At 73.0% G+C, this 17,506-nt stretch carries 16 protein-coding genes and 1 tRNA gene; 14 read left to right on the forward strand and 3 right to left on the reverse strand.

All coding sequences use genetic code 11. The features are described 5' to 3' along the window. A partial coding sequence (locus tag CG719_RS10520; RefSeq protein WP_159024840.1) for a DUF3662 domain-containing protein occupies positions 1-553 on the reverse strand: 553 nt, incomplete at its 3' end. Between the two features lie 488 nt (positions 554-1,041). Between CG719_RS10520 and CG719_RS10525 the strand changes: the two genes are divergently transcribed. From CG719_RS10525 to CG719_RS10550, 6 genes are all read left to right on the forward strand, one after another. Then, positions 1,042-1,128: transfer RNA gene (locus tag CG719_RS10525), tRNA-Leu, on the forward strand. Positions 1,129-1,339: 211 nt separating this feature from the next. Next, complete coding sequence (locus CG719_RS10530; protein WP_100568296.1) at positions 1,340-2,188, forward strand: hypothetical protein; 849 nt, start codon at positions 1,340-1,342, stop codon at positions 2,186-2,188. 93 nt (positions 2,189-2,281) lie between these two features. Further along, positions 2,282-2,611, forward strand: coding sequence for a rhodanese-like domain-containing protein (locus tag CG719_RS10535; protein WP_100568297.1), 330 nt, complete (start codon positions 2,282-2,284; stop codon positions 2,609-2,611). 256 nt (positions 2,612-2,867) lie between these two features. Beyond that, complete coding sequence (locus tag CG719_RS10540) at positions 2,868-3,794, forward strand: DUF5819 family protein (RefSeq protein ID WP_100568298.1); 927 nt, start codon at positions 2,868-2,870, stop codon at positions 3,792-3,794. Continuing rightward, positions 3,791-5,002: an HTTM domain-containing protein gene (locus CG719_RS10545; RefSeq protein WP_100568299.1), complete on the forward strand. Its 1,212-nt coding sequence runs from the start codon at positions 3,791-3,793 to the stop codon at positions 5,000-5,002. The genes CG719_RS10540 and CG719_RS10545 overlap by 4 nt, the downstream gene beginning before the upstream one ends. Beyond that, complete coding sequence (locus CG719_RS10550) at positions 4,999-5,751, forward strand: TrmH family RNA methyltransferase (RefSeq protein ID WP_100568300.1); 753 nt, start codon at positions 4,999-5,001, stop codon at positions 5,749-5,751. Before CG719_RS10545 ends, CG719_RS10550 begins: the two co-directional genes overlap by 4 nt. Before the next feature lie 14 nt (positions 5,752-5,765). Here the strand turns inward: CG719_RS10550 and paaN are convergent, their stop codons facing one another. Beyond that, complete coding sequence (paaN, locus tag CG719_RS10555; protein ID WP_100568301.1) at positions 5,766-7,457, reverse strand: phenylacetic acid degradation protein PaaN; 1,692 nt, start codon at positions 7,455-7,457, stop codon at positions 5,766-5,768. Between the two features lie 170 nt (positions 7,458-7,627). On the opposite strand from paaN, the gene CG719_RS10560 reads away from it, so the two are divergent. Both CG719_RS10560 and CG719_RS10565 read left to right on the forward strand, forming a co-directional pair. Beyond that, positions 7,628-9,142 carry a 3-hydroxyacyl-CoA dehydrogenase gene (locus CG719_RS10560; protein WP_100568302.1) on the forward strand — a complete coding sequence of 505 codons (1,515 nt, stop codon included), beginning with the start codon at positions 7,628-7,630 and terminating at the stop codon, positions 9,140-9,142. Then, a complete protein-coding gene (locus CG719_RS10565; RefSeq protein WP_100568303.1) occupies positions 9,139-9,726 on the forward strand; it encodes a TetR/AcrR family transcriptional regulator in 588 nt (195 codons plus the stop codon). The genes CG719_RS10560 and CG719_RS10565 overlap by 4 nt, the downstream gene beginning before the upstream one ends. Positions 9,727-9,739: 13 nt before the next feature. Here CG719_RS10565 and CG719_RS10570 read toward each other — a convergent pair whose 3' ends face one another. Then, positions 9,740-10,252 (reverse strand): Lrp/AsnC family transcriptional regulator, encoded by a 513-nt coding sequence (locus CG719_RS10570; RefSeq protein ID WP_199836594.1) that lies wholly within the window; start codon positions 10,250-10,252, stop codon positions 9,740-9,742. A gap of 175 nt (positions 10,253-10,427) precedes the next feature. Between CG719_RS10570 and pdhA the strand changes: the two genes are divergently transcribed. The 6 genes from pdhA to CG719_RS10600 are packed head-to-tail and all read left to right on the forward strand — an operon-like array spanning position 10,428 to position 17,468. Continuing rightward, on the forward strand, positions 10,428-11,567 hold the full coding sequence (gene pdhA / locus CG719_RS10575; RefSeq protein ID WP_100568305.1) for a pyruvate dehydrogenase (acetyl-transferring) E1 component subunit alpha: 1,140 nt from the start codon (positions 10,428-10,430) through the stop codon (positions 11,565-11,567). Then, positions 11,564-12,568: an alpha-ketoacid dehydrogenase subunit beta gene (locus CG719_RS10580; RefSeq protein WP_100568306.1), complete on the forward strand. Its 1,005-nt coding sequence runs from the start codon at positions 11,564-11,566 to the stop codon at positions 12,566-12,568. The genes pdhA and CG719_RS10580 overlap by 4 nt, the downstream gene beginning before the upstream one ends. Then, a complete protein-coding gene (locus CG719_RS10585; RefSeq protein ID WP_100568307.1) occupies positions 12,568-13,965 on the forward strand; it encodes a dihydrolipoamide acetyltransferase family protein in 1,398 nt (465 codons plus the stop codon). Before CG719_RS10580 ends, CG719_RS10585 begins: the two co-directional genes overlap by 1 nt. 55 nt (positions 13,966-14,020) lie before the next feature. After that, positions 14,021-14,947 (forward strand): NTP transferase domain-containing protein, encoded by a 927-nt coding sequence (locus CG719_RS10590; RefSeq protein WP_234375509.1) that lies wholly within the window; start codon positions 14,021-14,023, stop codon positions 14,945-14,947. Further along, positions 14,947-16,371, forward strand: coding sequence for a molybdopterin molybdotransferase MoeA (locus tag CG719_RS10595; protein WP_100568308.1), 1,425 nt, complete (start codon positions 14,947-14,949; stop codon positions 16,369-16,371). Before CG719_RS10590 ends, CG719_RS10595 begins: the two co-directional genes overlap by 1 nt. After that, positions 16,368-17,468 (forward strand): potassium channel family protein, encoded by a 1,101-nt coding sequence (locus tag CG719_RS10600; protein WP_100568309.1) that lies wholly within the window; start codon positions 16,368-16,370, stop codon positions 17,466-17,468. Before CG719_RS10595 ends, CG719_RS10600 begins: the two co-directional genes overlap by 4 nt. Positions 17,469-17,506: the final 38 nt, after the last annotated feature.

Raw genomic sequence — 17,506 nt, forward strand, 5'->3', positions numbered from 1 at the left:
CGGGCCGCTGGGCGGCGGGCGGGTAGCCGTAGCCGCCGGGGCGGGCGCCGGGCGGCGGCGCGGCCGGCATGGGGGGCGCCGCCGAGGGGCCCGCGGCGGGCGGGTAGCCGTATCCGCCGGGGGCGGCGGGACGGCCGGCCGGGCCGGCCGAGGGGGCCTGTGGCGCCTGCTGGCTGCTGGAGGAGGCGAGCGTACGGCTGCGCACCCGGTACAGACCGGTGTCCAGGTCCTCGGCCTTCTCCAGGTGGACCTTGATCGGCCCCATGAAGGTGTAGCGCTGCTGCTTGGCGTAGTCGCGCACCATGCCGGCGAGCTCGTCGCCGAGCTGGCCGGAGTAGGGGCTCAGACGCTCGAAGTCGGGCGCGCTGAGCTCCACGATGAAGTCATTGGGTACGACGGTGCGGTCGCGGTTCCAGATCGTCGCGTTGTTGTCGCACTCGCGCTGGAGCGCACCGGCGATCTCCACGGGCTGGACCTCGGACTTGAAGACCTTGGCGAAGGTGCCGTTGACCAGACCTTCGAGACGCTGCTCGAACTTCTTCAGGACTCCCATGGGGCACCTCCTCCGTAGTTGCCGTCACTGCGGGTCTTGCCGTCGTGCTGCGTATTGCCTGCCTGGTACTGCTTACTGATCGTATCCACGCGCCGGTGAATCGGCTGGTTCCCCCTGTCGGGCCCTGTCGACGGGTGTCGACACCTGTCGCGTGCCCGGTGTCGCTCGGTACTTCTGCCCAGGATCGTAGAGGGGGTCGCAGACCAGTGTCCCGCACCCGGCGGCCGACCTTGCCCGGCTCCTGGGCAGACGGGGGTGACCGGTACGAGGTTGATACGTGAACGGGCGCTCCTCGATACGGAAGCGGGACTCCGGGCGGGCGGCGCCGTGCGGGGCCGGCGGGCCGCGCGGCAGGCGGGTCGGCCGAGGCCGGTGCCGGGCGCCTGCCCTGGGGAAAGGGATGTGAATCCACCGTTCGGGGCGTGCTAATGTTCTGCATGTCGGAAGGCGCCGGCCCCAAAGGGACGGAGCCGGAAGACACACCCAATGCGCGGGTGGCGGAATAGGCAGACGCGCTGGATTCAGGTTCCAGTGCCCGCAAGGGCGTGGGGGTTCAACTCCCCCCTCGCGCACCATGAGATACCGATGAACGGGTCTCCGCCAGTGACGGAAGTCACGGTGGGGCCCGTTTTTCGTTGTGCTGACGGGTGTGAGGGAGTGCACACGTCGGCCGGGTCCCGAGTGCGTGAGGTATCTCACGTGGTGGACAAGGGTTGAGGGAGCCGGGCGGCGCGGCCGTCGTGGCGGTGGGCCGGGGCGTGTTGCGCGGGGCACTAGTCTGGTCGGGTGACGACCCCGGAAGCTGAGCAGGGTGACGTCGCCGGGGCGGACCGGGCGACGTCCGAGGGCGCTTCGGCGCGGCCCGAGGAGCGGTTGGAGCGGGCCGTACGGGCCGCCGAACAGGCGCTCATCGAGTACGAGATCGCGGTGGAGACCTTCCGGGTGGAGGTCGAGAACTTCGCCCGCCTGCACGAGCAGAGACTCGGACCGCTCTACGCCCGTCTCGAGGAGCTGAAGGTACTCACGGCCGAGGCCAGGGCCGCGCGTACCGGTGACCCCGAGGACCTGCGCAAGGCGCAGGAGGCGCGGGCCGATCTGCAGCCGATCCCCGGGGTCGACGAGCTGATGAACGGCTGGATGGACTCCAGTGGGCTGTACCCGGAGGCCGTCGCGATGCTCACCGACCTGCCCGTGCGGCCCCCGCAGCGGGTGCGCCCCAGCGAGGAGGCCCGCCGGCTCTACCGCGAGCTGGCCCGCAAGGCCCACCCCGACCTGGTGCAGGAGGACGACGAGCGCAAGCGGCGCGAGGACTTCCTCACCCGGGTGAACGCCGCCTACGCGCGCGGTGACGAGGACGGGCTGCGGGAGCTGGGCGCGGAGTGGGCGGCGGGACCGAAGCCCAAGGAGCAGCCGCCGAGCCGCAGCGAGGAGCTCTACGCCCGCCTCGAATGGCTTGCCCAGCGCAAGGAGGTGCTCACGCTGGTCGCCAAGGGCCTGGAGGACGGCGCGATCGCCGGAATGCTCCGGCTGGCCCCCGACGACCCGGACGGTCTCCTCGACGAGGTCGCCGAGCAGCTGCGCAAGGAGATCACGGAGCGGGAGGCGGAGCTCGCCGAGCTGGTGGGCCAGGAGTGACCCGCGTCACCGGTGCGTGAGCGGGTGCCCGGTCCGTGCCGGATCCCTCCGGCGCGCTTCGGGTAGCGTCGCAGTATGCATTTCGGAGCTGGTGTGCCCACGGTCGGCGTTCAGGACCTCGAGGACGGCGACTTCCTGCTGGACGTCCGCGAGGACGACGAGTGGCGGGCGGGCCACGCCGAGGGGGCGCTGCACATCCCCCTGAGCGAGTTCGTGGCCCGGTACGGCGAACTGACCGAGGCGGCGCCCCAGGACGGGCGGATCAATGTGATCTGCCGCTCCGGCGCGCGGTCGGCGCAGGTCGCGATGTACCTGGTCCAGCAGGGAGTTGACGCGGTGAACGTCGACGGCGGCATGCAGGTGTGGGCAGCCTCGGGCCGGCCCGTGGTGACCGACGAGGGGCAGCCCGGCCAGGTGGTGTGACCCCGCGACCCGGGGCCCGCAATCGCGAGAATCCCAGGGGTGCCTGACGGCGTGTCAGGCATTTCGGGCGGGAGAGGGCCGGGGAGGGCGGCGACGGCCGGACGTGCGCGAGGGCCCGGTACGCCCCGGGGGTGTGCCGGGAGGGCGGCCCTGAGTACCGTTCCGGTACGGCACCGGGAAGCGGTGCGCGCGGCGGTACGGTGCCCCGCGGCCGGGCGGCGGCCGCAGGACGGACCGGGAGCGGAAACGGGGCGGGATGAACGCGCACGACGACGACTCGACCGCCTCACGCGCCGCCGGCCGCCTGGACGCCGCCCGCCCGGACGAGGCCTCCCGGCCCACGGCCGGCCCCGCCGGCGCCCCGACGGACGGCCTGACGGCCACCGACGGGCCACCGGCCACCGACGGGCCGGACGGGAGAGACCCGGACGAGCAGGACGCTGACGGGCCGGACGAGGACGCCCGAACCCCTATACCTGCTCCCGCCCCTGAGCCTGTTCCCGCCCCCGGCGGCCCGGCGGCGCCCCCCTCCGGGATCGCCGCGTTGGCGGCGCCGTACCAGGTGGGTGCGGTGCTGGCGCTCGCGGTGGTCGCCGTCGCGGCGTGTGTGCATCTCGGGATGGTGTTCCTGCACGTCACGCCGTCGAACACGGTGAACAGGCAGCACGCCGAGGCCGTCGACGGGTGGATCTACCCGGAGTTCGAGCAGAACTGGAAGCTGTTCGCGCCGAACCCGCTCCAGCAGAACATCGCCGTCCAGGTGCGCGCCGAGGTCGGGACGGCGGACGGCGGCACCCGTACCACCGGCTGGTACGACCTGTCGGCCGAGGACGGCCGGGCCATCGACGGCAACCTGCTGCCCAGCCACACCCAGCAGAACGAGCTGCGCCGCGCCTGGGACTTCTACGGCGCCGCCCACGACGCCGACAACCGGCCGGTGGGCCTGCGCGGCGCCCTGGCCGAGCAGTACCTGCGCCGCATCGTGGTGCTGCGCCTGGAACGAGGTGACCCGGGCGGTGCTGTCGGCGCGGGCGGCGTCCTCGAACGCGTCCAGGTCCGCAGCCGTACCAGCAACGTGCCCCCGCCCCCCTGGAGCAACGAGAAGGCGACGGGCAAGCCGGCCTACCGCACGCTGCCCTGGTGGACGGTGCCGGCCGGCGAGACCCGGGGAGGCCAGCGGTGAACCGTCTCACGCTCGCGGTCTCGCGCGGGATCGCCAAAGTCACCGAGGCGGCCCTCGGCCCCTACCAGAGTGCCGTCATACGCATCGGCTTCTCACTCACCTGGCTGCTGTTCCTGCTGCGCGAGTTCCCCCACCGCCATGAGCTCTACGGCCCCGACGGCCCGTGGAGCTGGAACCTGGCGCAGCAACTGGCCTCGGACAACGGCGCCTTCACGGCCCTGCTGTGGTTCCGCGGGAACCTCTGGTTCGAGACGTGCTACGCGCTGGCCGTGCTGGCGAGCCTGCTGTTCGCGCTGGGCTGGCGCACCCGTACGACCTCCGTGCTCTTCATGGTCGGCGTGCTCTCCCTGCAGAACCGCAGCGTCTTCGTGGGCGACGGCGGCGACAACGTGCTGCACCTGATGTCGCTGTACCTGGTGTTCACCCGCTGCGGCCAGGTCTGGTCGCTGGACGCGCGCCGGGCCGAGCGGACACGGGAGGCACACGCGCGCGGGGAGCGGGTGCCCGACCGGGCCGGTCCCGTCCTGTGGGGCGTGCTGGGGCTGTTCCTGGCCGTGGTCACCGCGGCGGGCCGGACACAGGGCGAGGCGTTCGTGCCCGTCCTGCTGTGGACGGTGTGGCTGGGACTGGCCCTGTGGTGGGCGGCCGGGCGGTGGGCGCGCTCGGCGCAGCCGCGGATGCTGCTCGACGTCGTCGCCCGCGTCGTCCACAACGGCGCCCTGCTCGTGATCATGGCGGAGGCCTGCCTGATCTACGCCACGGCCGGCTGGTACAAGATCCAGGGCTCGCGCTGGCAGGACGGCACCGCCGTCTACTACCCGCTGCACCTGGACTACTTCTCGCCCTGGCCGGCCCTGGCCGGTCTGCTGGCCGCCAGCGGCACGCTGGTGATGCTGGTGACCTACGGGACGGTGATGGCGCAGGTCGCCTTCCCGTTCACCTTGTTCAACCGGCGGGTGAAGAACGTCCTGCTGGCGGTCATGATGACCGAGCACGCCGTGATCGCGGTGGTGCTGGGGCTGCCGTTCTTCTCGCTGGCGATGATCGCGGCGGACGCGGTGTTCCTGCCGACGCCGTTCCTGCGCCGTCTGGGCGGACTGGCGGCACGCGCGCGTACGCGACTGCGGCGGGACGGGGACCGTCCCCCTGCGAAGGACTCGCGCTCCCCGGAGGAGGCCGGGCCCGCCCACGTAGGCTTCCCGGCATGAACGATCCCGTACGCGCCTGGCACCGGCTGGCCGGCGGCTCCGTGCTGCTCGACGGCTTCCACGCCCTCAAGCACGCCCTGCGCTTCGGGGCCGAGGTGCCGGTGGCCGTCACCGCCGACCGACGCGCGGCGCTCGCTCTCGCCGAAGAGCTGGCGCCGGACGTGCGGGACACGCTGGACGCCCTGCTGAGCGAGGTGCCGCGGGAGACGTACGCCTCCCTGGTGCCGCGCCCGCATCCCACCGCCGTGGCGGCACTCGCGGTACGGCCCTCCCGCGAGGCCAACCTGCGCACGCTGGCGCACGCGCCCCGCAGCGCGCCGGTCATCGTCCTGGACCAGCCGCGCAACCTGGGAAACGCGGGGGCGGTGATCCGCCTGGCCGCCGGTTTCGGGGCGACCGGAGTGGTCACCACGGGCACCCTGGACCCCTGGCATCCGACCGTGGTGCGCGGCGGGGCGGGGCTGCACTTCGCGACCGCGGTGGAGCGGCTGGACGTCGACGAGCTACCGCGCGGGCCGCTGTTCGCGCTCGACCCGGAGGGCGAGGACATCCGCGGGGTGAAGCTGCCTGACGACGCCGTGCTCGCCTTCGGCTCCGAGCGCAGCGGGCTGTCCGCCGAACTGCGCTCGCGCACCGACCACCTGCTGGCGCTGCCGATGCGCCCCCAGGTCTCCAGCTACAACCTCGCCACCAGTGTGGCGATGACGCTGTACCACTGGAGCGCCACCGGGGGCGCACCCGCATCCTGAGGGACCGAGCGGCCCTACGCCTCCCGGCGGACCTCCACCACGCGGAAGCGGTTGGCGACGAAAGCGCCGTCGGTGAGGGCCGCGTTGGCCGCCGGGTTGCCGCCGGAGCCGTGGAAGTCGGAGAAGGCGGCGGTCTGGTTGACGTACACCCCGCCGGTGAGGTTCAGCGACAGCTGGGCGGCCTCCTCCAGGCACGCCTCCCGCACCGCCAGCTCGACCTCCTCGTCGGTCGTGTACGCGCCCACCGTCATCGCGCCCTTCTCGCGGATCGTGCGGCGCAGCAGCTCCACCGCGTCGGCGGCCGAGTCGACGGCGACGGCGAAGGAGACGGGCCCGAAGCACTCGCTCATGTAGGCAGCTTCGGCGTCCGGCTTGGCGCCGTCCAGCTTCACGATCACCGGCGTGCGGACGACGGCGCCGGGGAAGTCCGGGTTGGTGATCTCGCGGGAGGCGAGGGCGACCTCGCCGAGGCCCGCGGCGGCCTCCAGGCGGGCCTTGACGTCCGGGTTGACGATCGCGCCGAGCAGCGCGTTGGCGCGTGCGTCGTCGCCGAGGAGGCCGTCCACCGCCTTGGCGAGGTCGGCGGCCACCTCGTCGAAGGACTTGGGGCCCTCGTCCGTGCTGATGCCTTCGCGGGGGATCAGCAGGTTCTGCGGGGTGGTGCACATCTGGCCGCTGTAGAGGGACAGCGAGAAGGCCAGGTTGGCGAGCATCCCCTTGTAGTCGCCGGTGGACTCCACGAGCACCGTGTTGACGCCGGCCTTCTCGGTGTAGACCTGTGCCTGGCGGGCGTTGGCCTCCAGCCAGTCGCCGAAGGACGTCGAGCCCGTGTAGTCGATGATCCTGATCTCGGGGCGGGTGGCGAGCGTCTTGGCGATGCCCTCGCCGGGCCGCTCGACGGTCAGCGCGATCAGGTTCGGGTCGAAGCCGGCCTCGGCGAGCACCTCGCGGGCGGTCTTCACCGTCAGCGCGAGCGGCAGCACCGCGCGCGGGTGCGGCTTGACCAGGACCGCGTTGCCGGTGGAGAGGGAGGCGAACAGGCCCGGGAAGCCGTTCCAGGTGGGGAAGGTGTTGCAGCCGATGACCAGCGCGATGCCGCGCGGGACGGCGGTGAACTGCTTGGTGAGGGCGAGCGGGTCGCGCTTGCCCTGCGGCTTGGTCCACTCGGCGGTGTCGGGGGTGCGCACCTGCTCCACGTACGCGTACGCCACCGCCTCGAGGCCGCGGTCCTGGGCGTGCGGGCCGCCCGCCTGGAACGCCATCATGAAGGCCTGGCCGGAGGTGTGCATGACCGCGTGCGCGAACTCGTGCGTCCGGTCGCTGATCCGCTTGAGGATCTCCACGCACACCATGGCGCGCGCCTCGGCGCCCGCGTCCCGCCACGCCCGCTGGCCGGCCTTCATGGCGGGCAGCAGCACGTCGATGTCCGCGTGCGGATAGGTCACGCCCAGTTCGATGCCGTACGGCGAGACCTCCCCGCCCACCCAGTCGTCCGTGCCGGGCTGGCCGAGGTCGAGGCGGGTGTTCAGGACGGCGTCGAAGGCGGCCTTGCCGGCGGCCGCGTCGAGGCTGCCGTTGTCCCCGTAGGCCTTGGGGTGCTCGGGGTGGGGCGACCAGTACGCGCGGGTGCGGATCGCCTCCAGCGCCTGGTCCAGGGTGGGCCGATGCCTGGCGATCAGCTCGTGTGCGGTCAGTTCGGCGGCCATGCGGGACCAACTCCTCGTCTCAAGAGCTCTTCGTCGAGCCCGTGATCTGGCATCTCCATGGTCACGGCCATGGGCAGGAACAGGCGGTCAGAGTTAGAGTAACCGAACGATCGGTCGGTACAAGGGGTCCGCCGCATCCGTGGACGGCGCCGTGCGGGAGGATCGCGCACATGACAGCACTCGACCTCAGCAGTCCCGTGGCCGTCGTCGGCACCGGCACCATGGGCCAGGGCATAGCCCAGGTCGCGCTGGTCGCGGGCCACACCGTACGCCTGTACGACGCCGTGCCCGGGCGGGCCCGGGAGGCGGCCGCCGCGATCGTCATCCGGCTCGACCGGCTCGTCGAGAAGGACCGGCTGACCGGCGCCGAGCGGGACGCCGCCCGCGCCCGGCTCCTGGCCGCCGACGATCTCACGGAGCTCGCCGACTGCGCGCTGGTCGTCGAGGCCGTCCTGGAGCGGCTCGACGTCAAGCAGGAGCTGCTGAAGGAGCTCGAAGACATCGTCGGCGACGACTGCCTGCTCGCCACCAACACCTCATCCCTGTCGGTGACGGCCGTCGGCGGCGCGCTGCGCGCCCCGGGCCGCCTCGTGGGCCTGCACTTCTTCAACCCGGCCCCGCTGATGCCGCTGGTCGAGGTGGTCTCCGGGTACGCCACCGACGTCACGTCGGCCACGCGCGCGTACGAGACGGCCCGCGCCTGGGGCAAGACCCCCGTGGCCTGCGCGGACACCCCCGGCTTCATCGTGAACCGGATCGCCCGGCCCTTCTACGCCGAGGCCTTCGCGGTGTACGAGTTCCAGGGCGCCGACCCCGTCACCATCGACGCCATCCTGCGCGAGTCGGGCGGCTTCCGGATGGGCGCCTTCGAACTGACCGACCTCATCGGGCAGGACGTCAACGAGTCAGTCACCCACTCGGTGTGGCGGTCGTTCTTCCAGGACGTGCGCTTCACGCCCTCGCTCGCCCAGCGCCGCCTGGTCGAGTCCGGCCGGCTCGGCAGGAAGAGCGGCCGGGGCTGGTACGACCACCGCGACGGCGCCGAGCGCCCCGAGCCGCACACCGCGGAGCAGGAGGCGCCGCCCGCCCACGTGGTCGCCGAGGGGGACCTCGGGCCCGCCTCCGAGCTGCTCCCGATGATCCGGGAGGCGGGCATCCAGGTGCGCGACGAGGACGAGGACCACGGATCCCGCCTGGTGCTGCCGGGCGGCGGCCAGCTCGTGCTCGCCGACGGGCAGACCTCCGTGGAGTTCAAGGACGTCGTCTACTTCGACCTCGCCCTCGACTACCGCAGGGCCACCCGGATCGCCCTGTCCGCCTCCCAGGACACCTCCCCGCGGACCGTCGCCGAGGCCACCGGCCTGTTCCAGGCGCTCGGCAAGAAGGTCAGCGTCATCGGGGACGTCCCCGGCATGATCGTCGCCCGCACGGTCGCCCGGATCGTCGACCTGGCGCACGACGCCGTCGCCAAGGGTGTGGCCACCGAGGAGGACGTCGACACCGCGATGCGCCTGGGCGTCAACTACCCGCTCGGACCCTTCGAGTGGAGCCGCAGACTCGGCGGCACCTGGGCCTGCTCCGTACTGGACAACCTGCACGAGTGCGAGCCGTCCGGCCGCTACGCGCCGTCGCTCGCGCTCTATCGCCACGCCTACGCCACCGACAAGCGGGAGGGCACCCCATGACCACCGCCAGGCGCGACACGTACACCCCGGAGACGCTGCTGTCCGTGGCCGTGCGGGTCTTCAACGAGCGCGGCTACGACGGCACCTCCATGGAGCACCTGTCCAGGGCGGCCGGCATCTCCAAGTCGTCGATCTACCACCACGTCGCCGGCAAGGAGGAGCTGCTGCGCCGGGCGGTCAGCCGGGCGCTGGACGAGCTGTTCGGCATCCTCGACGAGGAGCACGCGCGCACGGGGCGCGCCGCCGAGCGCCTGGAGTTCGTGGTGCGGCGCATGGTCGAGGTGCTCATCGGCGAACTGCCCTATGTGACGCTGCTGCTGCGCGTGCGTGGCAACACCGAGACCGAGCGCTGGGCGCTGGAACGGCGCCGCGACTTCGACCACCGGGTGGCCGACCTGCTGAGGGCGGCGGCCGAGGAGGGGGACGTGCGTGCCGACGTGGAGGTGCGGCTGGCGACCCGGCTCGTCTTCGGGATGATCAACTCGATCGTGGAGTGGTACCGGCCCGACGGGCGCGGCATGTCGGAGCGCGAGGTCGCCGACGCGGTGACACGGCTGGTGTTCTCGGGACTGCGCAAGGACTGACCCCGCGCCCGCCTCACCCCTGCGGCTCCAGGTCCTCCTCCTCGAACACCAGCAGCGTGCGCGTGCTCAGCACCTCGGGGATGGCCTGGAGCCGGGTGAGGACCAGTTCCCGCAGCGCCCGGTTGTCCGGGGTGTGCACGAGGAGCAGGACGTCGAAGTCGCCGCCGACCAGCGCGATGTGGTGGGCGCCGGGGAGCTGCCTGAGGTGCTCGCGCACGGTGCGCCAGGTGTTCTGCACGATCTTCAGCGTGATGTACGCGGACGTGCCGTGTCCCGCGCGTTCGTGGTCGACGCGGGCGCCGAAGCCGCGGATGACGCCGTCCTCGATGAGCCGGTTGATCCGGGCGTAGGCGTTGGCCCGCGAGACGTGGACCCGTTCGGCGACCGACCGTATGGACGCGCGCCCGTCCGTCTGGAGCATGCGCAGGATGTCCTGGTCGATCGCGTCCAGCGGGCGCGGCGGCGGTACGGCGCCGGGCCTGTACTCGGCGTTCTCGGCGTTCTCGGCCATTTGTTCAGGTGGCATGTCCCCCCGCCTTTCCGTCGTGGACGTACTGCGTACATCTCAGGCTGTGGAGAACCGATTGTCCACAGCCTGGGCCCGCCTGTAGCCAAAATGCGCCCACGACCGAACAATCGGTAGGTGGGGCGCGTCACACCCGACGCGCCCTTCGTAGCCGCTCCCACGAGGAGGTGCCGTCATGACGGTCATGGAGCAGCGGGGCGCGTACCGGCCTTCGCCGCCGCCCGCCTGGCAGCCCCGTACCGACCCCGCGCCGCTGCTGCCCGACGCGGAGCCCTACCGCGTCCTGGGGACGGAGGTGGCCGCGAAGGCCGATCCGGAGCTGCTGCGGCGTCTGTACGCGCAGCTGGTCCTGGGCCGCCGTTACAACACGCAGGCCACCGCCCTGACCAAGCAGGGCCGCCTGGCGGTCTACCCCTCCAGCACCGGTCAGGAGGCCTGCGAGGTCGCCGCCGCGCTCGCCCTGGAGGAGCGCGACTGGCTCTTCCCGAGCTACCGCGACACGCTGGCCGTCGTGGCCCGCGGTGTGGACCCCGTCGAGGCCCTGACGCTGCTGCGCGGCGACTGGCACACCGGCTACGACCCCTACGAGCACCGTGTGGCCCCGCTGTCCACGCCGCTCGCCACCCAGCTCCCGCACGCCGTCGGCCTCGCGCACGCCGCCCGCCTCAAGGGCGACGACGTGGTCGCCCTTGCGATGATCGGCGACGGCGGCACCAGCGAGGGCGACTTCCACGAGGCGCTGAACTTCGCCGCCGTCTGGCAGGCCCCCGTCGTCTTCCTCGTGCAGAACAACGGCTTCGCGATCTCCGTCCCGCTCGCCAAGCAGACCGCGGCACCGTCCCTGGCCCACAAGGCCGTCGGGTACGGCATGCCGGGCCGCCTGGTCGACGGCAACGACGCCGCAGCCGTGCACGAGGTGCTCGCCGACGCCGTGCGGAACGCGCGCGCGGGAGGCGGCCCCACCCTGATCGAGGCGGTGACCTACCGCATCGACGCCCACACCAACGCCGACGACGCCACCCGCTACCGCGGCGACGCCGAGGTCGAGGCCTGGCGCGAGCACGACCCGGTCCAGCTCCTTGAGCGGGAGCTGACCGGGCGCGGCCTGCTCGACGAGGACGGCGTCCGCGCCGCCCGCGAGGACGCCGAGGCGATGGCCGCGCGGCTGCGCGAGCGCATGAACCAGGACGCGCCGCTCGACCCCATGGACCTGTTCGCCCACGTGTACGCGGAGCCGACCCCGCAGCTGCGCGAGCAGCGCGACCAACTGGTCGCCGAGCTCCAGGCCGAGTCGGAGGAAGGTACGGCCCGATGACCACCGTCGCGCTCAAGCCGGCCACCATGGCCCAGGCCCTCACGCGCGCGCTGCGCGACGCGATGGCCGCCGACCCCTCCGTGCACGTCATGGGTGAGGACGTCGGCACCCTCGGCGGTGTCTTCCGCATCACCGACGGCCTCGCCAAGGAGTTCGGCGAGGACCGCTGCACGGACACCCCGCTGGCCGAGGCCGGCATCCTCGGCGCCGCCGTCGGCATGGCCATGTACGGGCTGCGCCCCGTGGTCGAGATGCAGTTCGACGCCTTCGCCTACCCGGCGTTCGAGCAACTGGCCAGCCATGTCGCCAAGATGCGCAACCGCACCCGCGGCAAAATGCCCCTGCCGATCACCATCCGCATCCCCTACGGCGGCGGCATCGGCGGTGTGGAGCACCACAGCGACGCCTCCGAGGCGTACTACATGGCGACTCCGGGGCTCCATGTCGTCACGCCCGCGACCGTCGCCGACGCCTACGGGCTGCTGCGGGCCTCCATCGCATCCGACGACCCGGTCGTCTTCCTCGAGCCCAAGCGGCTGTACTGGTCGAAGGACACCTGGAACCCGGACGACCCGCAGGCCGTCGAGCCGGTGGGCCGCGCGGTGGTGCGGCGCACCGGCAGGAGCGCCACGCTGATCACGTACGGCCCGTCCGTGCCCGTCTGCCTCGAAGCCGCCGAGGCGGCGCGGGCCGAGGGCTGGGAACTGGAGGTCGTCGACCTGCGCTCGCTGGTGCCGTTCGACGACGAGACGGTGTGCGCGTCGGTGCGGCGCACCGGGCGCGCGGTCGTCGTGCACGAGTCGGGCGGGTTCGGCGGCCCGGGCGGGGAGATCGCGGCCCGGGTCACGGAGCGCTGCTTCCACCACCTGGAGGCGCCGGTGCTGCGTGTGGCCGGGTTCGACCTCCCCTACCCGCCGCCGATGCTGGAGCGGCACCACCTGCCCGGCGTCGACCGGATCCTGGACGCCGTGGCGCGTCTGCAGTGGGAGGCGGAGAGCTGATGGCACAGGTGCTGGAGTTCAGGCTCCCGGACCTCGGGGAGGGCCTCACCGAGGCGGAGGTCGTCCGCTGGCTGGTCGAGGTGGGCGACGTGGTCGCCATCGACCAGCCGGTCGTGGAGGTCGAGACGGCCAAGGCGATGGTCGAGGTGCCCTGCCCCTACGCCGGCGTGGTCACCGCCCGCTTCGGCGAGGAGGGCGCGGAACTGCCCGTGGGCGCGCCCCTGCTGACGGTGGCGGTCGGGGAGCAGGACGCCGGTGAGGCCGGTGGCGACACCGAGGGCTCCGGCAACGTCCTGGTCGGCTACGGCACGGGTGCGCCTCCGGCGCGCCGGCGCAGGGTGCGCCCGGCACCGGTGACGCAGGGCTCGCGCCCGGGCACGATCGGCGCCGTGGCGCCTTCGGCGCCCGCGGCACCGGCCGCCAACGGGACGGCGCGTACGACGGGCGCCCCGGCGACCCCGGCGGCTCGGGCCGCCGCGGTGGCCGAGCGGCCCACCGACGGTCCGGTCCCCGTGATCTCGCCGCTCGTGCGCCGCCTGGCACGGGAGAACGGCGTGGACCTGCGGCAGTTGTCGGGTTCCGGGCCCGAGGGGCTGATCCTGCGCGCGGACGTCGAGGACGTGCTCAGGGCCGGCGCGGCAGGGGGCCGGACCGACGGCGCACCGGCTGCTCCCGCGCCCGCGACCGCGGCCCGGCCGGCGCAGGACTCCGGCTCCCGCGTTCCGCTCAAGGGGGTGCGCGGCGCCGTCGCCGACAAGCTCTCCCGCAGCCGCCGCGAGATCCCGGACGCGACCTGCTGGGTGGACGCCGACGCGACGGAGCTGATGCGCGCCCGGACCGCCATGAACGCCGCCGGGGGACAGAAGATCTCCCTGCTCGCGCTGCTGGCCCGGATCTGCACGGCCGCCCTCGCCCGCTACCCCGAGCTCAACTCGCGGGTCGACCTGGAGGCCAGGGAGATCGTCCGGCTGGACGCCGTGCACCTCGGCTTCGCCGCGCAGACCGAACGCGGACTCGTCGTGCCGGTCGTACGGGACGCGCACACGCGTGACGCGGAGTCGCTGACCGCCGAGTTCGCCCGGCTGACCGAGGTGGCCCGCGCCGGCAGCCTCACCCCGGCCGAACTCACCGGCGGGACCTTCACGCTGAACAACTACGGCGTGTTCGGTGTCGACGGCTCCACGCCGATCATCAACCACCCGGAGGCCGCCATGCTCGGCGTCGGCCGCATCGTCCCCAAGCCGTGGGTGCACGAGGGCGAGCTGGCGGTGCGGCAGGTCGTCCAGCTCTCGCTGACCTTCGACCACCGGGTGTGCGACGGCGGTACCGCGGGCGGTTTCCTGCGGTATGTGGCCGACTGCGTGGAACAGCCGGCGGTGCTCCTGCGCACGCTGTGACGACAGTGTCCCGCCCGCGTTCCCCTTGATCGCGGGCGGGACGCATACTCGGGGGGTGACCTCCTACGAGCCCCTCGCCCACGACGCCGTCGTGCTCGCCGGGGGAGCCGCCCGCCGGCTCGGCGGCGCGGACAAGCCCGGCCTGCGCATCGGCGGCCGCGCCCTGCTCGACCGTGTGCTCGACGCCTGCGCCGACGCGGGCACGACGGTGGTGGTCGCCGACCCCCGCCCCACCGCGCGGCCCGTGCGCTGGGCACGCGAGGAACCGGCCGGCGCCGGACCGCTCGCAGCGCTCGACGCCGGGCTGCGCCACACCACGGCCGACCACGTCGTCGTCCTCTCCGCCGACCTGCCGTTCCTCGAACGCGACACGGTACGGCGGCTGCTGACGGCCCTGCGGGCCGAGCGGTCCGACGGCGTGCTGATCACCGACGCCGACGGCCGCGACCAGCCGCTCGTGGCCGCCTACCGCGCGCAGGCGTTGCGCCGAGCGCTGGCCGGGCTCGCCCGCACCGCGTCCGACGGCTCCGCCGAGGGCGGGGCCCTCACCGGGCTGCCACTGCGGCGGCTGACCGCCGCGCTCGATCTCACCCGCGTCCCGGATGCCGTCGCGTCCTTCGACTGCGACACCTGGGACGACATCGCCATCGCCAGGGCACGCATCAGGGAGCATGGGCACGTGTTGGATGAATGGATTTCCGCAGTCAAGGACGAGTTGGGCATCGATCTGGACGTCGACACCCGCGCCCTGCTCGACCTCGCCCGCGACGCCGCCCACGGCGTGGCCCGGCCCGCGGCACCCCTGACCACCTTCCTCGTCGGGTACGCGGCCGCGCAGGGCAAGGGCGGCCCCGAAGCCGTCGCCGAGGCCTCCCGCAAGGCCGCCGCCCTCGCCCTGCGCTGGGCGGACGAGACCACCGGCGGCACCGGCGAGCCCGACGTGGCGCCCGACGCCACGCCCGACACCCGCCCGGACGTCTGATGCCCGCTCGTGGCGCGCGGGTCGGCAAGCACGCCCAGGACGTCGAGGATGCCGAGGATTTCGACGTGGAGGAGGCGCTCGCCCTGGTGAACGAAGGCAGCAGCCGGCGTGCTCCTGAGCCCGGCCGGGGCCGGGCGAGCCGCGGCGGCACCCCCGTCTCCGCCTCCTGCGGGGATCACGCAGGCGCCGAGGCCGGTCACGTGTGCTCCGGGGTGGCCCACGACCAGGCCATCGCCTGGCCGCGTGCCCGCGAGGCCGCCGCCCGAGCGGCCCGCGCCGGCGCCCGCCGCGCCCCCGCCCCGGTGCCCCTCGACGCCGCCCTGGGGCTGGTCCTGGCCGCGCCCCTGACCGCCCTGTGCGACCTGCCCTCCTTCGACACCTCCGCCATGGACGGCTGGGCGGTCGCCGGCCCCGGCCCCTGGGACGTACGCGACAAGGGTGTCCTGGCCGGGCACGACGAGCCCGAGCCGCTGGCCGACGGCGAGGCGGTACGCGTCGCGACCGGTGCCCGCGTCCCGCAGGACAGCACGGCCGTGCTGCGCAGCGAACACGGCCACATCGACGCCAAGGGCCGGCTGTACGCCACCGAGGAGTCCGGGCACGGCAAGGACATCCGCCCGCGCGGGCAGGAGTGCCGCAGCGGGGACCAGTTGCTGCCCGTCGGCACCCTGGTGACCCCGGTGGTGCTCGGTCTGGCCGCGGCCGCCGGATACGACACCCTCACCACGGTCCCGCGTCCCCGCGTCGACGTCCTCGTGCTCGGCGACGAACTGCTCACCGGGGGCCTGCCGCACGACGGACGGATCCGGGACGCGCTCGGCCCGATGCTGCCGCCATGGCTGCGGGCGCTGGGCGCCGAGGTCACCGGCGTACGCCGGATCGGCGACGACGCCAAGGCCCTGCACAAGGCGATCACCGGGTCGAAGGCCGACGTGATCGTCACGACCGGGGGAACCGCCGCCGGACCGGTCGACCACCTCCACCCCACCCTGCGCCGCATCGACGCCGAACTGCTGGTGGACGGCGTCCAGGTGCGACCCGGCCACCCCATGCTCCTGGCCCGCACCAAGGAGAACCAGCACCTCGTCGGCCTGCCCGGCAACCCGCTCGCGGCCGTCTCGGGTCTGCTGACACTCGCCGAGCCGCTGCTGCGCACGCTGGCCGCGCGACCGGCGCCGGAGCCGTACACGCTGCCGCTGACGGACGTGGTGCACGGGCATCCGGACGACACCCGGCTCGTGCCCGTGGTGCTGCGCGGCGACCACGCCGTTCCGCTGCACTACAACGGCCCCGCCATGCTCCGCGGTGTCGCGGCGGCCGATGCCCTCGCTGTCGTACCACCGGGTGGTGCCCGGCCGGGCGCGGAGGCCGAACTCCTCGACCTGCCCTGGGCCGCCGCCGGAATCGGGGTGTGTTTCACGTGAAACTTCCGGGCCATGACGCGATCGCCCGCCAGGCGGACGAGCATCTCGTGACCCATCGGGTGAAGCTCCCTCGAAAAGTGGTGGAGCGCCCGATACGTCAGGTCGGCAAACGGCTGTCCCTGGCAGTTCTGGTGCTGCTCCTGACGGTCGTGATCGTCTATGTCGACCGCGAGGGATACCAGGACAGTGCCAAAGAAGCCCCGATGGATCTCATCGCCGCCGCGTACTACGCGACGGTGACCCTCTCCACCACCGGATACGGGGACATCACCCCCGTCAGCGACAGCGCGCGCCTCACCAATATCTTCGTCATCACCCCACTGCGTGTGATCTTCCTGATCATCCTGGTCGGCACCACGCTCGAAGTCCTCACCGAGCGAACCCGTGAGGAATGGCGTCAGAATCGCTGGAGGTCCGCTTTGCGCGATCACACCGTCGTCGTCGGATTCGGCACGAAGGGGAGGTCGGCGCTCCAGACCGTCTGCGCGGCCGGGCTGAAGAAGCAGCAGGTCGTCGTGGTCGACCCCAGCGCCAAGGTGGTCGACGCGGCCACGGCTGAGGGCTACGCGGGCGTGGTCGGAGACGCCACCCGCAGCGAAGTGCTCATGCGGGCCGAGGTGCAGCGGGCGCGGCAGATCATCATCGCCACCCAGCGGGACGACACCGCCGTGCTGGTCACGCTGACCGCCCGGCAGATCAACCGGTCGGCGAAGATCGTCGCGGCGGTACGCGAGGAGGAGAACGCGCCGCTGCTCAAGCAGTCCGGCGCCGACGCCGTCGTCACCAGCGCGAGCGCGGCGGGGCGGCTGCTCGGGCTGTCCGTCCTCAGTCCGGCCGCGAGCATGGTCCTGGAGGATCTCATCCAGCAGGGCAGCGGTCTGGACATCGTCGAACGGCCCGTCATAAAGGCCGAGGTGGGCCAGGACCCACGGGACATGGACGACCTGGTGGTGAGCGTGCTGCGCGGGCACCGGGTGCTGGGTTTCGACGACCCGTCCGTAAGGGCACTGGAGCTGACCGACCGTCTGATCACCATCGTCCGGGCCACACCGGGAACGAAGGTCACCCCGGACACCCGGCCGCTTCCCCAGGACTGACTGAAGGCGGCTTCACCGGTGAAGCAGTAGCGTCGGGC

Origin of the sequence: Streptomyces sp. CB01373, assembly GCF_002803075.1 — a bacterium.
GTDB lineage: Bacteria > Actinomycetota > Actinomycetes > Streptomycetales > Streptomycetaceae > Streptomyces.